Annotated in this window: 14 protein-coding genes; 5 read left to right on the forward strand and 9 right to left on the reverse strand. The window is 37.5% G+C overall.

Going from position 1 to position 13,564, the window contains the following annotated elements; all coding sequences use genetic code 11:
* Positions 1 to 9 precede the first annotated feature (9 nt).
* The 3 genes from HHL20_RS02405 to HHL20_RS02415 all read right to left on the reverse strand — a co-directional run bounded on the left by HHL20_RS02405 (position 10) and on the right by HHL20_RS02415 (position 3,679).
* Complete coding sequence (locus tag HHL20_RS02405; RefSeq protein ID WP_169229594.1) at positions 10 to 672, reverse strand: ATP-binding cassette domain-containing protein; 663 nt, start codon at positions 670 to 672, stop codon at positions 10 to 12.
* Positions 673 to 1,033: 361 nt separating this feature from the next.
* Entirely contained in the window at positions 1,034 to 1,525 is a 492-nt protein-coding gene (locus HHL20_RS02410) for a YcxB family protein (RefSeq protein ID WP_169229595.1), read from the reverse strand.
* 6 nt (positions 1,526 to 1,531) lie between these two features.
* The gene (locus HHL20_RS02415; protein WP_169229596.1) at positions 1,532 to 3,679 is read right to left on the reverse strand and encodes an endonuclease MutS2; all 2,148 of its coding nucleotides are present in this window, start codon (positions 3,677 to 3,679) and stop codon (positions 1,532 to 1,534) included.
* 96 nt (positions 3,680 to 3,775) lie between these two features.
* Between HHL20_RS02415 and HHL20_RS02420 the strand changes: the two genes are divergently transcribed.
* Positions 3,776 to 4,288 (forward strand): GNAT family N-acetyltransferase, encoded by a 513-nt coding sequence (locus tag HHL20_RS02420; RefSeq protein WP_169229597.1) that lies wholly within the window; start codon positions 3,776 to 3,778, stop codon positions 4,286 to 4,288.
* A gap of 87 nt (positions 4,289 to 4,375) precedes the next feature.
* Here HHL20_RS02420 and HHL20_RS02425 read toward each other — a convergent pair whose 3' ends face one another.
* The 3 genes from HHL20_RS02425 to HHL20_RS02435 are packed head-to-tail and all read right to left on the reverse strand — an operon-like array spanning position 4,376 to position 6,776.
* Positions 4,376 to 4,882: a hypothetical protein gene (locus tag HHL20_RS02425; RefSeq protein WP_169229598.1), complete on the reverse strand. Its 507-nt coding sequence runs from the start codon at positions 4,880 to 4,882 to the stop codon at positions 4,376 to 4,378.
* A 54-nt stretch (positions 4,883 to 4,936) separates the two neighbouring features.
* The gene (locus tag HHL20_RS02430) at positions 4,937 to 6,208 is read right to left on the reverse strand and encodes a hypothetical protein (protein WP_169229599.1); all 1,272 of its coding nucleotides are present in this window, start codon (positions 6,206 to 6,208) and stop codon (positions 4,937 to 4,939) included.
* Between the two features lie 31 nt (positions 6,209 to 6,239).
* Positions 6,240 to 6,776, reverse strand: coding sequence for a YceI family protein (locus HHL20_RS02435; RefSeq protein WP_169229600.1), 537 nt, complete (start codon positions 6,774 to 6,776; stop codon positions 6,240 to 6,242).
* A gap of 503 nt (positions 6,777 to 7,279) precedes the next feature.
* Here HHL20_RS02435 and HHL20_RS02440 point away from each other — a divergent pair.
* Positions 7,280 to 7,921, forward strand: coding sequence for a uracil-DNA glycosylase (locus tag HHL20_RS02440; RefSeq protein WP_169229601.1), 642 nt, complete (start codon positions 7,280 to 7,282; stop codon positions 7,919 to 7,921).
* Here HHL20_RS02440 and HHL20_RS02445 read toward each other — a convergent pair.
* From HHL20_RS02445 to HHL20_RS02455, 3 genes are all read right to left on the reverse strand, one after another.
* Positions 7,908 to 8,402, reverse strand: a complete 495-nt coding sequence (locus HHL20_RS02445; RefSeq protein WP_169229602.1) for a hypothetical protein — start codon at positions 8,400 to 8,402, stop codon at positions 7,908 to 7,910. The two genes, HHL20_RS02440 and HHL20_RS02445, sit on opposite strands and share 14 nt — an antisense overlap.
* Before the next feature lie 12 nt (positions 8,403 to 8,414).
* A complete protein-coding gene (locus HHL20_RS02450; RefSeq protein ID WP_169229603.1) occupies positions 8,415 to 8,906 on the reverse strand; it encodes a DUF456 domain-containing protein in 492 nt (163 codons plus the stop codon).
* Positions 8,907 to 8,981: 75 nt separating this feature from the next.
* Positions 8,982 to 10,166 (reverse strand): hypothetical protein, encoded by a 1,185-nt coding sequence (locus tag HHL20_RS02455; RefSeq protein ID WP_169229604.1) that lies wholly within the window; start codon positions 10,164 to 10,166, stop codon positions 8,982 to 8,984.
* Between the two features lie 272 nt (positions 10,167 to 10,438).
* Here HHL20_RS02455 and HHL20_RS02460 point away from each other — a divergent pair, with 272 nt between their 5' ends.
* From HHL20_RS02460 to HHL20_RS02470, 3 genes are all read left to right on the forward strand, one after another.
* Positions 10,439 to 11,698, forward strand: a complete 1,260-nt coding sequence (locus HHL20_RS02460; RefSeq protein ID WP_169229605.1) for a mechanosensitive ion channel family protein — start codon at positions 10,439 to 10,441, stop codon at positions 11,696 to 11,698.
* 195 nt (positions 11,699 to 11,893) lie between these two features.
* Complete coding sequence (locus HHL20_RS02465; RefSeq protein ID WP_169229606.1) at positions 11,894 to 12,613, forward strand: pyridoxine 5'-phosphate synthase; 720 nt, start codon at positions 11,894 to 11,896, stop codon at positions 12,611 to 12,613.
* A gap of 97 nt (positions 12,614 to 12,710) precedes the next feature.
* Positions 12,711 to 13,490 (forward strand): alpha/beta fold hydrolase, encoded by a 780-nt coding sequence (locus tag HHL20_RS02470; RefSeq protein ID WP_169229607.1) that lies wholly within the window; start codon positions 12,711 to 12,713, stop codon positions 13,488 to 13,490.
* Positions 13,491 to 13,564 lie beyond the last annotated feature (74 nt).

Below are 13,564 nucleotides of genomic sequence, written 5' to 3' on the forward strand. Positions count from 1 at the left end.
ATATATAAATTAAATGTTTTTCGGAAGATAATAATGGAGCCGCAATTCTCTTAAATCTTTAATTTGTCTTAAGTAAGCATCTGAAAGCAGGTAAATTTCATCTGAAAGCTCCAGTGCATATTCAGTCATAAAATTAGATATAATAAACCCTTTCTTTCTGGACATTTCTTTTATCATTCTCATTACCTTTTCCGTAAGAATAGGTGACAGGCCGCTGTAAGGCTCCTCCAGTAAGATAAAATCAGCGTTAGAGTGGATGATCGTTAATACTTCCACCATTTTTCTTTCACCTCCCGAAAGATTTCTCATCGTTCTGCTTAATAAAGGCTGAATAAGATCTGAATTAAAAAGTTTTTGAGTGTTCGCTTCATTACAGAATAAAGAAATCAGGTTTTTAATTTTAATATCTTTTGGAAACACGGGTGTTTGGGGAAGATAGGCAATCTTATTCCTTCTCTCAGACTGTTTGGTGAGAACCTGATTATTGAATTTAATAAACTGAGATTCTCCTTTCAGAGTCCCAAAAATAATTTGCAGCAATGTAGATTTTCCGGAGCCGATAGGTCCCAATAAAGCCACAATTTTTCCTGTTTCGCAGTTTAAATAAACATCCTGTAAGACTTTCTTTGAACCGTACGATTTTGTGACACTGTCAACGTGAAGCTTACTCATAACAATTTGGAAATAAGGTTGATTATAAATCCGATTGAAACGGTTGTGATCCAGAGAAGCTGCCTTGAAAATCCAAAATTAGCAAAAAACAAATATTCCCTTTTCAGTCTTAATTCATAAATCAAAAAATGAAATGCAGGTAACATCACCAGAAAGCAAAATCCGAAATTGCCCATGCTAAACCCCGTCTGAAAAGCCAGCACTACAGAAAATAGTGCCGCAGGGATCAATAGTTTTATATAGAAAATCCAAAGAATTTTTAGGGTTTTGATCATATTTCAAATGTAGCAATATAACAGAATACCATGCTAATTTAGAATAAAAAAAAGAGTGCTTTTCCGGCACTCTTTACTATTTTATTTCAATCGTTTCTGAGTTTTGCTTTCACATTATTCTTTCTGATAAGATCTCTAAATTCTAAAATCTGGTCTTTTGTGAAAAACTTTTTAGGAACCATATTCATGGTCTGGGCAGTTTGATAGATCAGAAACCAATCTTTATTTTCCTTTACTTTATAAATTGAATTCCATGTAAAATCCTCATCAAAAGTTTCCCCTTTCATCTGGATTTTTTCATCCGTAAAATTGTAGGAAATATATTCCTGAATCTTTTTATTGGATTTGAACGCAAACTTTAAACGAAAAAATGACCGGATCACAACAAATAAAAACATGATCACAAGCCACATCGAAGCCGATAGCCAAATCTCTTTTTCAGAATAATCATCCGCATACTGCTTCATGATGAAAAACAACAAAATCATCAAAGGAAAAGCAATAAGCCTCACTAGTGAACTTTTTAAATGAAACATCAAAAAATCCTGAAAAGTAATCAGCGTCTTTACAGTCATCATCTAACATCAAATTCTCTCCAGTTCATCCGCATCAATGGTCGTTTTGAACGTTCCGTAATTCACCACCACCTTTTTCTTGGAAATTTTTTCAATGGTTCCCACACTTGTGCTTCCGGCGATACGAACTCTTTGTCCCACTTTCATCCAGAGTGAACGGTCAGTTTGCCTTTTTTCTTCCAACTTCTCATTCGTTTCGGCAATTTTTTCAATCACGTCTTCTTTTTTCAGCTGCTGCGTTATTTTGCGCTTCACCACCTGCAGCCGCTTGCTTTCGTCTTTATCAGCTCCAATCTTACGGAATTTTTCCTGCTCCAGGAGTTTCACAAAATCTTTCACCACATCTTTTCTCGATTTGCCTTTGGTATAGCTGTCGATAAACGTTTCAATCTTATTCCCGAACTGCAGTTTACGGTGTTCCTCTTCATACAATTTCTGGAAATTATACAATTTTTGCTGAAGTTGCTCATTCAGCTTTTGAAGGTTGTCGCGTTTGTCCTCAACAGATTCCTTTCTTTCTGCAAGATCAGATTTCAGTTTTTCAACCTCATACTTTTCCTGCTGAAGCTTTACAATCGTTTTATCAAGATTTACAATGTCATGTTCCACCTTTTTCTTGGCAGAATGAATGATGAACCTTGGGATTTTATTTTTCTCTGCAACTTCAAAAGTAAATGAACTTCCGGCCTGTCCCACCTCCAGTTTATACATAGGTTCCAAAGTATCTTCATTAAAGAGCATGGCTGCATTCTGTGCATTCGGAAGCTGTTCTACCACCAGTTTGATGTTGGTGTAATGCGTGGTGATAATTGCAAAGCTCTTTTTATCATAGAAAAACTCCAGAAAACTTTCCGCTAAGGCACCTCCCAATTCAGGATCAGAACCTGTACCGAATTCATCGATCAGTAAAAGTGTATTGGCATCGGCTTCACGGATAATGCCTGACATTTTCCTCAGTCTTGAAGAATAAGTCGATAAATGGTTTTCAATAGATTGGTTATCGCCGATGTCAGTCATGATTTTCTCGAAGAAAAACATTTCGGATTTTGGATGCACAGGAACCAGGATTCCGCTCTGGATCATCAGCTGAAGCAATCCTACGGTCTTCAGGGTAATTGATTTTCCGCCGGCGTTCGGTCCGGAGATACAGATAATCCTGTTATGTTCCGTGAAGGTAAGCGTCTGAGGATAAATCGTTTTATTTTCTGCTTTATTTCTTAAAAACAACAAAGGATGAAAAGCATCTCTTAGCCTCAGTGTTTTATGGCGGTTGATTTTCGGTAAAATACCGTTAATAAGTTCGGCAAATTTGGCTTTAGCTCTTGTTAAATCAAGATCAAAAATATATTTCTGGTATCTCCACAAATGAGGTTGGTATTCGGCCAATTCTGCAGTAAGCTGTCGTAAAATTTTATCAATTTCCTTCTTTTCTTCCTCTTCGTTTTCTTTAAGCTTAAAATAATGCTTCACCACAGAATCCGGCTGGATATAAGTAATAGAACCGGTCTTTGATAATCCCAGCACTCTTCCCGGAACTCTTTTTTTGAATCCGGATTTTACGGCTAGAACCCTCTGGTCATCAATAATCGTTTCGCGAATGTCATCTAAAAATTCACTCTGCCCGTAATTAAATAGAGCGCGGTTAAAGTTTTCCTGAATCGCTTTTTTAGCATGCTGGATTTCAGTTCTCAGAACTTTTAAAACCGGTGAAGCTTCACTTTTTACCTCTCCGAAACGGTTAAAAACCTTATCTACTTTATCAATAATTTCCTTTTTGAATTCCAGTACAGCAACATCATTCATCAATGTAGGGAATGTTTCTGGCATGGTTGGGAAAAACTTCTGAAGTTTTCCGATCTGTTCCGTGAGGGTTTTTATTTTGATAAAAGCGCTGTTTTCAAGGCGATAATTCTCAATCAGCATTAGTTTCAGTTCGCTTTCGATATCTTCATACTCGTCGAAAGGAACGGCATTGGAGCTTTCAAAACTGGATAAATATTCTGAAGTTTTCTTCAGGGAAAGTTCGGCCTCATCAATTTCCATCGGACGAAGCTGAAGAATTTTTTCTCTCGTCTTCGGAGAATATGCAAAAGGAGAGATCTCCGCGAGTAATTGCGGAAACTCTAATTCATTTAAATCTTCTTTATTTATAAACACAGTGCAAATTTAGTGAGAAAATGTGAATTTTAATTTGAAAATGAGCTAATTTGAGGATTTGAAATATCTATTAATCATGTTTATTATATTTGACCTATGAAACTGGAAACCGAAAGACTGCAATTAAAAGAAATCAATGAGCACCACGCCGAAAATATTTTAAAAATCAGGAGCAATGAGGTGATCAATCGATTTATTAAAAGGAATTCTCCCAAAAACAATTATGATGCACTGCAGTTTATTCTCATGATTAAAGAAAGAACGAAGAATAATCAGACATTCTATTGGGGGATTTCTTTAAAAGATCAGCCGGATCTTATCGGAACGATTTGTCTCTATAATTTTTCGGAAGACCGCAAAACGGCGGAGGTCGGTTACGAACTGCTGCCCGATTATCACGGTAAAGGAATGATGTCTGAAGCCTTGAAAGCTGTTGTGGATTTTGCTTTTACGGATTTAATTTTGGATGAAATCGTAGCCATGACACACAGAATGAATGATGATTCCAAAAAGCTTCTTCTACGTCAAGGTTTTATTTGGGAAGAGGATAAAAAAGATGAAGGTTCTCCGGATAATCTTGTATTCAGTCTGAAGCGCAGCAATAGCTGAAATTAAAAATAAAAAAGTCTGCAGTATTTTTTTCTGCAGACTTTCATCAATCTCTAAACATTTCCTTATGAACTAAACGGGATTTTTTTATTGAGTATTTGCTGCCAGCGCAAAAACGAGATTAAGATCGTCCTTTACTACAATCATTCCGCCCATTTTTGTCGGTGGCAAAATATTAAAATCACTGAACTTCACGCTTCTTTTTCCGGTAAGCTTTCCGTTTTCAAGGCAGAACGTAATATTGTATATCTTGCTCCGGTTGATCATCTTTACTTCAATCTGTGCATTATACACTGCTTTATTCTTGTCTAAAGAAAGAAATCTGATATTGAGATAAGGATGGTCTTCTGCGGAAAGGGTTTTCTGAAAATCGGAGGTCATCATTTTATTGCGGCAGTCGAAATCATCAACTTTTAATGCAATGTTCGGAAGGTTTCTTTCGCTGATGCTAAAATTTCCTCCTGGTGTTCTGAATGTATTGTTGGTACATTTAAATGTATTGATATTGGTGCTTCCGCTGATCTGAATATAGTTGTCCTGAGCGCTCATGAATATTCCGAATAAGAGCGGAACAACTGTTAAAAAAGCTTTCATAATTCAGGTGGTATTTTGAAAAAGGCTCTATTTGAGCTTTTCTTACATTAACATTTAGAAAGAAATCGCAGCTTCCAGAACAAATCCGTTGAATTTGCCGTCATACAGAATGCTTGAAGCAGGATAGCCGTCATATTTCTGATTCACATATTCCACTTTGGTGAGGATGTTTTTGGTCATGAACCATCCTCCGCCAATATTGTAACGGGTAACATCCACTTTGTCTCCCGTGGCAAGCTCACCTTTTACAAGATTGTATCTTCCTCCTACATACAGATTATCGTTATTTCCGAATCGGTAGAGAAGTTCTGCGGCATACTGGTTCCAGGTTCTGCGGTCGATTTCTGCAGTATTTCTGCCGGATGCATTTTCAAAAGTTCCGAAGAATTCAAGGCCTTTGTATCTTACAAACGGGTTGATCATAATGGAGGTAACTTTGTTTTTAAAGTCCGGCACTACCTGGCCTGATCTGAAGTTGGCAGAAGAAGTGGCAGCTGCATTTTCCATTACATAGTAATATCGTGATCCGGCTCTGTCGCCGTCATAAAAGTCGAGTCTTTGGGTATTGGCAGTGTTGTAAACGGAACCGGTAATGCGTACTCTCAGATCGCTGTTTAACTGCTTGTCATAGCCTATTTTAGCATACAGAGAAGGGCTGGTTCCGCCGTTGGCATTCTGGTTGAGTCTACCGTTGGTAATACCTCCCATTCCGATAAAGCCGTCTCTGCGATAGTAATATTCAGCAAAAACCATTGTTGCATAAGCGTCCATCAGGTAATTTCCTACAAACGGGTTTTGGGTAGTGTAGGCGTTGTCGCTTCTTCTGAAGTGCACATCCCCGTAATTAATTTCGTCATGACCGAATTTTATGGTTGAATATTTCATAAAGTCGCTCAGAAAGTCTTTTTTGATGAAATCAAGCTTATCAATCTGAATGTAGCCTCCTTTTACGTAGGTTTCATTATGGTGGCGGGAGCTTAAAAAGGTTCTTAAGTGTAAATTGATACCGTCATATAAAGCCACATCAATATCAAGGTTGGCTGTAGCGAGGTTAAAGTTGTTTCCGATGTCGTAAAGCTGGGTTGCCGGTACGGTCTGGTCGGCGCCGCTTTCATGTTTCAGACCCTGGAATTGCAGTGCGAACGCTCCACCGATTCTTACTTTAAGTTTTTCAAAGGTTGTTACAGAATCTTTAGGGTTTTCAAAAATATTAATGCCTCTCTGGTCTCTCGGTTTAAGGTTGTCTAAAGGAAACTGCTGTGCCTGTGCGGCACCGGCAAGTAAAATGGTTCCTAATAAAGCTGCTTTTATATAAATAGTTTTCATAACGTTTTATTTTTTTAATGTTGATTGTAGTTTATTGTGCCGTAATATTTACTTTGATGGTAACTTCGTCTCCCGTTTTGATGCCCATGAATCCGGGTCTGCTCATTCCGAAATCTGAAAGTTTTAAGGTTTCGGTTCCATAAATGGTGTAAGTGTTTTCATTTTTAGCAACGCTTACGGGAAAAGAAACATTTCTGGAAACTCCTGCAATAGTCAGTTTTCCGCTTACATTACTTTTGCCGAAATTGATGGAAGCTGCCGAAAAGCTGATGGTAGGATATTGTGAAGATTTCAGGGCTTCGTAGGCTTTGTTATCCATGGTGCTTCCTTTTTTACTTTTCAGGTTTTTTACGGGCATGGTAAAAGTGGCGTTGGAAATACTGTTTCCGTTGACAGTTCCTGTAAAATAAGCTGCTGAAGAATTCATTTCCCAGTCGTGTAAAGGAGAAGTTCCGTTAACGGCAATTACTGTTGTCTTCTGATTTATTTTTTGAGCTTCTGCATTTTGATAAAAAAATAATGTTCCGCATAGCACTGTAGCATTCAAGAAAATTCCTAAAGTTTTCATATCGACAAATATTTATTAATTATGTTATGTAATATTCCTTTGTTTTATGATATAAAGGTAGAGTTTATGTTAATTTTATCATAATTTTTGAATATGATATAAATCTTTACCGTAGGTTTGATTATATAATTTTTATTGAAAACAGTACTTATGTTGAAAATTGTTAAAGCCTGGGCGATAATTGTGATTTTTCGTCCGTTTATTTGCTTAAACGTATCAGAAAAAATAAATCATGTAAATAGCAGGACGGTAAATGATGATGAAAGTCAGGGGTAATTTCTTGCTCGTAATACAAGAAATAATTAGTTTATACATATGATGCAGAACCGCATTTCGAGATGTCACGATATATTTTTATATTTGAAAATAATACCAGCTTGATTTTTACAGAGTATTTCCTGATCAGGAACGGCAGAAGGTACTAAGCTGGCAATACTTTTGATCTTATCAATCAGCTTTGGAAATTCAATAGAAATAAAATCATCCGACAAATTATTTAGAATATGACCTGGACAGAAATATTAGCCCCGATAAAAAACACTGAATATTTTACCAATCTTTGGGAAAAAGTAAAACAGGAATACGCAACAACAAAAGTTTTTCCTCCCAAAAGCCAGATTTTCAGGGCACTTGAAATAACTCCTTTTGATGAGGTAGAGGTCGTGATTATAGGGCAGGACCCTTATCATAATGACTATCAGGCAAATGGTCTTTGTTTTTCAGTTTCCGAGCAGGTTTCTGCACCGCCTTCGCTGAAGAATATTTTTATAGAGCTTAAAAATGATATTGGTGTAGAACGAACTTCAAAAGAACTGGATGACTGGGGAAAACAGGGAGTTCTGCTTTTAAATGCAACGTTAACCGTACGTGCCCATTCTCCGAATTCTCATAAAGATCTGGGCTGGGAAAAATTCACGGATTTTATTATCAAAGAAATTTCTGATAAAAAAGAAAACGTTGTGTTTGTATTGTGGGGTGCTTTTGCACAAAAAAAAGCCGAACTCATTGATCCGGCTAAGCATTTTATATTAAAGTCTGCGCATCCTTCTCCATTTTCTGTTCACAGGGGGTTCTTCGGAAGCAAACCTTTTTCAAAAATTAATGAATATCTGAGTTCTAAGGGAAAGAAACCTATTTCATGGTAGAGCTAGTATCGGTTTTTTTAATCGTGATACCTATTTTATATTTTCCTTTAAGACCTTTGGATCCTTCTGCTGATCCGGGATACGGATTTACTTCCGTTAAGGTGATGGTGTATCCGTTAAAATCAGCCGATTGATGATAATTTCTTCCCTTATTGTCCAAACTTGCAAGAGATAGGGTCATCGGTCTTGTTGCGGTTCCCATGACTTCCACTTGAGCTACGGCAACCCCCGCCCAGATACAGTTGACATCTTTCGGGCAACGGCTGTCTTCCGAGATGCCTTTGAATGTTACGTTCATCTGGTATTCGTCCAGAAATCTGTTTTCACTTTCATTGAAGTAGATTACAGACCCGTCGGTAGTGCCTTTTGTAAGATTTCCTGAAGTTTCCACGTTGTCTTTTGGCGGAACCTGCGCTCCTTTTTGTGTTTTGCAGTTGATTAATAATAATCCTGCACTTAATATAATGGCTTTGTATAACATTTTGATTCTTTTTTAAATAATAGCAAGCATATCCAGTACTACCACCAAAAACATTGCCACACCTACTACAAAACTAAATCCTGTTCCGTATATAAAACCTATGAAAGCTCCTTTTGTGGATCTCAGAGCCTTGTTCATATCTTTACTGTCATGCAGGAGTTCTCCGATAAATACCCCTGCAAACATTCCCACTAAAAATCCCAAAGGAATAGGTAAAAAGATTCCTCCAATTGTCCCTATTACTGAGCCGATGCTTCCCCAGCGTGTTCCTCCGTATCTCTGATTCGTTTTCGCCGGAATGACATAATTAAGAATCACGGAAGCAATCGTAAGAACTACAAATGCCCATATGTAGATCATGCTAAGATCTGCGTCAGTACCGAATTTATAGATCAGAAGTCCGCAGATGCTTAGAAGCAAACCGGGTAAAACGGGTAGAAAAGTTCCTAAAATCCCTAAAAACAAAAGGATAAGGCAGAGAATATCAATTAAGGCTGTGTCCATTTTTTTAATTTAATGAAAAGATATAAAAAAAAGTGGCTTCAGAAAAGCCACTTCCATGTTTAAGATGAAGTTTTATTAAAGGTTTAAAATTACATACTGTAGAATAGTGCCGGCATTACCTATATTTCCGGAAGCGTGATTGTGGAAAGTGGTATAGTAAATATAACCGCTGTTTGAAGATCCTGAACAAGGCCCTACCGTTGCACCTAATGCCACCAGGTAAGGAACTACCGCTTGAGGAACAGAAAGGCTGATCTGGATATTTCCCGGAAGCGTAACGCAAACCGTTACAAATGTTGTGTTGGGAGCGTTTCCGATAGGAGTAACAGGAATTCCCGTTGCTGCAAAATGATTGGTTCTGATCATTAAAGCGTCATTGGTAGAAGACTCCTTAACCAGAACTTCCCAGTAAGCAGGATCGTAGTTGATTATTTTTTGCCATGTTCCCAAATCATAGTCAATGTTGAGGTTGTTAAATCCTAAAGCAGAGGTAAGTCCGGCATTGTTTACCGTAGCACTTACGTTGCCTGAATTTCCGATATTTTTAGAACACAGTTTTGAGTCAGGTACAAATCCTCCCGGCAATGAGCAGTTGTTGGTGTTGGTGGTTCCGCCTACTAAATAAGCAACATCCCAGTCTGAAGCGTAAATACTTCCTCCGTTGGCAACAAAGATCGCCAAATTGGCATCAATGGCAGCGTATAGCGCAGGGTTGGTATAGTAGCTGTTTCTGGAGCCGCAGTTGAGAAATATGATGTCGTACTGCGCAATTGTGTTCATGTTGGCAAGATCATTATTGTTGATCTCGGTAGCCGTATATCCTAAAGTCTGAATGATGTCTTCTATCTTATCATACGTTCCTTTTACATAAGCGATTTTTGCAACCTGGTTAAGTTTTGTCTGGCTCGCGTCTAGCGCAACCGTTTCGTTGTCTTTTACCATTGCAGGAATTTCAGTGCGGAAATTGGTACCGTTACCGGTCTGGATGTAGATGGTACGGTTTCCGGCCGGAGCGTCAAGTGTAAAATTACCTCCGGAATCAGAAGTGGTATGATAGATTTTATACTTGTCATCAAAAGTAAAAACAGAAGCCCCGCCGACAGGTTTGGTTCCGTTTTGTGACATTACTTTACCGGTAAGCTTTCCGGTTTTTACGGCCGTATTTGTATTTTCGGTAATTACCGGGGCATCTTCTCCTCCGGAACAGTTAGCTAAAAGTGTGAATACACACAGTAAAATAAAGAAGTAGTGTTTTCTCATATGTATCAGGTTTTGATTTGTTTAGTTTATATCAAATTTAAAAATAAATTGAATATAAAATCATAAAATAGCGACTATTTTTAAAATAATTTATTGATATTGTGTATTATATTTAAATTTTTCATTTATTGAAGCGGGTTTGTGGACAGGTCTTAATTTTAAAAAAAATTAAAAAAACTTCTGTCAAATTCAAACCGGAAGTTTGTTTTGGGATAAAAATTGCTGCACTATATTCTGTTAAAAATCATACTTATTTTCCTAAATTTGCTGTAATGAACGACCAACTAGAAGAAACAAAAGATCTCATACAGGGATTAAGCGAGCCTCTTTACCGATACATCAGCCGCATTTCACCATCCGGCTTTGAGTTTGTATTTCATATTATTGTAAAGATTCTTTTGCTTATTGCTATTTTTCTGGTTTTTGATTTTATTTTTAAAATTATAATCAACAGCGTTTTCAGGATTTTTCGGAATAAAGAAAAATATCCGGTAGTAAACTCCATCTACGAATCAAAAATTACCAATTCTATTGCTCATCTTTTCGCGCTCCTCATTATCGGAAGTATTCACGAATCTATATTCTACGGAGCTCTAAAGAATACGACCATATTCATCATCAGATGTGTAAATCTGGGTCTGGTAATGATCTTTGCCGGAATGTTGTACAGAGGTCTGACGGCTTTCAGGAATTATTTCGTCATCAAGCAGGATTTTTACAAAATCATGGCACTCAATGCTATTTCTGAAACAGTGAAGATTCTTGGGATTTTCATCTTTTCGGTACTTGGGATCTGTGTGATTTTCGGGATCAAAGGAACAACCATTGTCGGTAGCTTGGGAGCGATTACTGCTGTTCTGGTTCTGGTTTTCCGTGATACGATTTTAGGATTCGTTACCGGGCTGCATGTGGCAACTTCCAAAAACCTTAAAGTAGGGGATTGGGTAAGCATTCCGAAATACAATGTAGAGGGTAATATTGCTGAAATCAACCTGTTGACAACAAGAATCAATAATTTCGACAGAACATTTTCCACCATTCCTACCTACGATTTGCTGACCACGGAGATTAAAAACCTGCAGGTTATTTCCGAAACCAATGCCCGAAGAATCAAGAAATCTATTTTCTTTAATATCAACTCGTTTAAATTCCTTTCGGAAGAAGATATAGAACGTCTTAAAAGTATTAATCTTATTTCTGACTATCTCGAGCAGAGATCTGTCGAGCTGAAAAAAGAAAAAGAAAATATGGCGCATAAGGAAGAGATCATCAACGGCAGGCAGCTTACCAACATCGGAGTTTTCAGGTATTATGCTCAAAAATATATAGAGCGTATTCCGGAGCTTGATAAAGAAGGCCCGATTATGGTCCGTCAGCTGAACAGCACGCCGCAGGGTCTTCCTCTGGAGATTTATGCCTTTACCAACGATACCGAGTGGGTACGGTTTGAGGAAATACAGTCTGATATCTTTGATCATCTCTTGGTTGCTTCAAAAGAATTTGATCTGGAAGTAATGCAGGTAAAAGTTTGATTTTTCAAAATAAATAACGCTGTAGCTGTTTATTATTTGGTTTTTTCGTTTCTCAAATCTGGATTTTATCAATAGCTTTGTATCTGTAAAATTTATCACAGGTCTGACGGTATTATCGGGAGCATGCTGCGTCATTTTGAATTTCTGCTAATTGCTTTATCCTTAAGAACTGTACTTCAAAAACTTATCAGTAAAATGACAAAACTTAGTGTAAACATTAATAAAATTGCAACCATAAGAAACGCAAGAGGAGGTGAAACGCCAAGTGTAACGGAAGCTGCAATAAAAATTCAGGAATATGGAGGGCAGGGAATTACCATTCACCCAAGGCCGGATGAGAGACATATCACCCGAAAAGATGTTTATGACCTTAAACCGATTGTAACAACAGAATTCAATATCGAAGGAAATCCGCACGGGCCCTTCATCGATATGGTTTTAGAAGTGAAACCTGAACAGGTAACCCTGGTTCCTGATGCTGATGATGCCATTACTTCCAATGCGGGCTGGGATACCAAAAAACATCTTGATTTTCTTACGGAAATTATTGCTGAGTTTAAAAATGCAGGAATCCGCACCTCAATTTTTTTAGATCCTAATCCGGAATTGGTAGAATATGCTGCAAAAACGGGAACCGACAGAATTGAACTCTACACGGAAGCGTATGCAAAAAACTATACGGTAAATAAAGAATTAGCTTTAAAACCCTATTATGATACGGCAGTGGTAGCGGCAGATTTTGGTCTTGGACTGAATGCCGGCCACGATCTGAGCTTGGATAATCTCAAATATTTTGCAGACAATATCCCTAATTTACTGGAAGTTTCCATCGGTCACGCTTTAATTTCCGAAGCTTTATACATGGGGTTGGAAAATACGGTTCAGGCCTATCTGAAGAGACTGGCAAAATGGTAAAAATGAAGACTTGAAGCATTAAGACGAACTTGCGTTTGTATACTGTTGTTTAAATTTTTGGCACCTTCAATGCTTTCTCCTTAAAAATTAAAAAATTATGGAAATTTTAAATTCAAAAATATTCGGCGAAGACCTTTCGTCAACACCACTTCTGGTGTTCCACGGATTATTCGGAATGCTTGATAACTGGGGTACTTTCGGAAAAGATATGGGTGAATTTTTGCCCGTACATCTTATCGATCTTCGCAATCACGGAAGAAGTTTTCATTCGGAAGATATGTCTCATGATGACCTCGCAGAAGATATCTTGAGATATATGGACCATTACGGAATCGCTAAATCTCATATTTTAGGACATTCGCTGGGTGGAAAAGCGGTGATGCAGTTTGCTGTAAAATTTCCGGAAAAAGTGGAAAGTCTCATTGTAGTTGATATATCGCCAAAAGCGTATCCTCCGCACCATCAGGGGATTATTAAAGCATTGGAGACGGTTGATTTTAATACGGTTTCCTCAAGAAATGACGTGGAAGCAGTGCTCAGTCAATATATTCCTGAAAAATCTACCATTCAGTTCCTGACAAAAAATTTATACTGGGACGATAATAAAAAACTGAACTGGAGATTCAATCTGAAAACCCTGTCCGAAAAGTATAATGAATTTGTATCCAATGCTATAAAATTCGGTGTTTTTGAAGGCAAAACTTTATTCATTGCCGGAGAAAAATCGAACTACATCCTTCCTCAGGATCATTTTGCGATCAGGCAGCAGTTTCCAAAAGCTGAATTTGTAACAGTAAAAAATGCAGGACATTGGGTTCAGGCAGAAAATCCCGTAGATTTTGCTAAGGTTGTTAAAGAATTTTTACGTATCAATTAAAATAATTTTGTTATTTGTTTTAATTTGTTAAAATTTTCTTAAAAATTATTTTATTCTTCTTTAGGTGATTTTTT

Source organism: Chryseobacterium cheonjiense (assembly GCF_012927265.1).
GTDB classification, from domain to species: domain Bacteria; phylum Bacteroidota; class Bacteroidia; order Flavobacteriales; family Weeksellaceae; genus Chryseobacterium; species Chryseobacterium cheonjiense.

Coding starts and splice junctions, on each gene's coding strand:
- HHL20_RS02405 (WP_169229594.1), bottom strand. CDS start 672: ATGAGTAAGCTTCACGTTGACAGTGTCACAAAATCGTACGGTTCAAAG.
- HHL20_RS02410 (WP_169229595.1), bottom strand. CDS start 1,525: ATGATGACTGTAAAGACGCTGATTACTTTTCAGGATTTTTTGATGTTT.
- HHL20_RS02420 (WP_169229597.1), top strand. CDS start 3,776: ATGAAACTGGAAACCGAAAGACTGCAATTAAAAGAAATCAATGAGCAC.
- HHL20_RS02425 (WP_169229598.1), bottom strand. CDS start 4,882: ATGAAAGCTTTTTTAACAGTTGTTCCGCTCTTATTCGGAATATTCATG.
- HHL20_RS02430 (WP_169229599.1), bottom strand. CDS start 6,208: ATGAAAACTATTTATATAAAAGCAGCTTTATTAGGAACCATTTTACTT.
- HHL20_RS02435 (WP_169229600.1), bottom strand. CDS start 6,776: ATGAAAACTTTAGGAATTTTCTTGAATGCTACAGTGCTATGCGGAACA.
- HHL20_RS02440 (WP_169229601.1), top strand. CDS start 7,280: ATGACCTGGACAGAAATATTAGCCCCGATAAAAAACACTGAATATTTT.
- HHL20_RS02445 (WP_169229602.1), bottom strand. CDS start 8,402: ATGTTATACAAAGCCATTATATTAAGTGCAGGATTATTATTAATCAAC.
- HHL20_RS02450 (WP_169229603.1), bottom strand. CDS start 8,906: ATGGACACAGCCTTAATTGATATTCTCTGCCTTATCCTTTTGTTTTTA.
- HHL20_RS02455 (WP_169229604.1), bottom strand. CDS start 10,166: ATGAGAAAACACTACTTCTTTATTTTACTGTGTGTATTCACACTTTTA.
- HHL20_RS02460 (WP_169229605.1), top strand. CDS start 10,439: ATGAACGACCAACTAGAAGAAACAAAAGATCTCATACAGGGATTAAGC.
- HHL20_RS02465 (WP_169229606.1), top strand. CDS start 11,894: ATGACAAAACTTAGTGTAAACATTAATAAAATTGCAACCATAAGAAAC.
- HHL20_RS02470 (WP_169229607.1), top strand. CDS start 12,711: ATGGAAATTTTAAATTCAAAAATATTCGGCGAAGACCTTTCGTCAACA.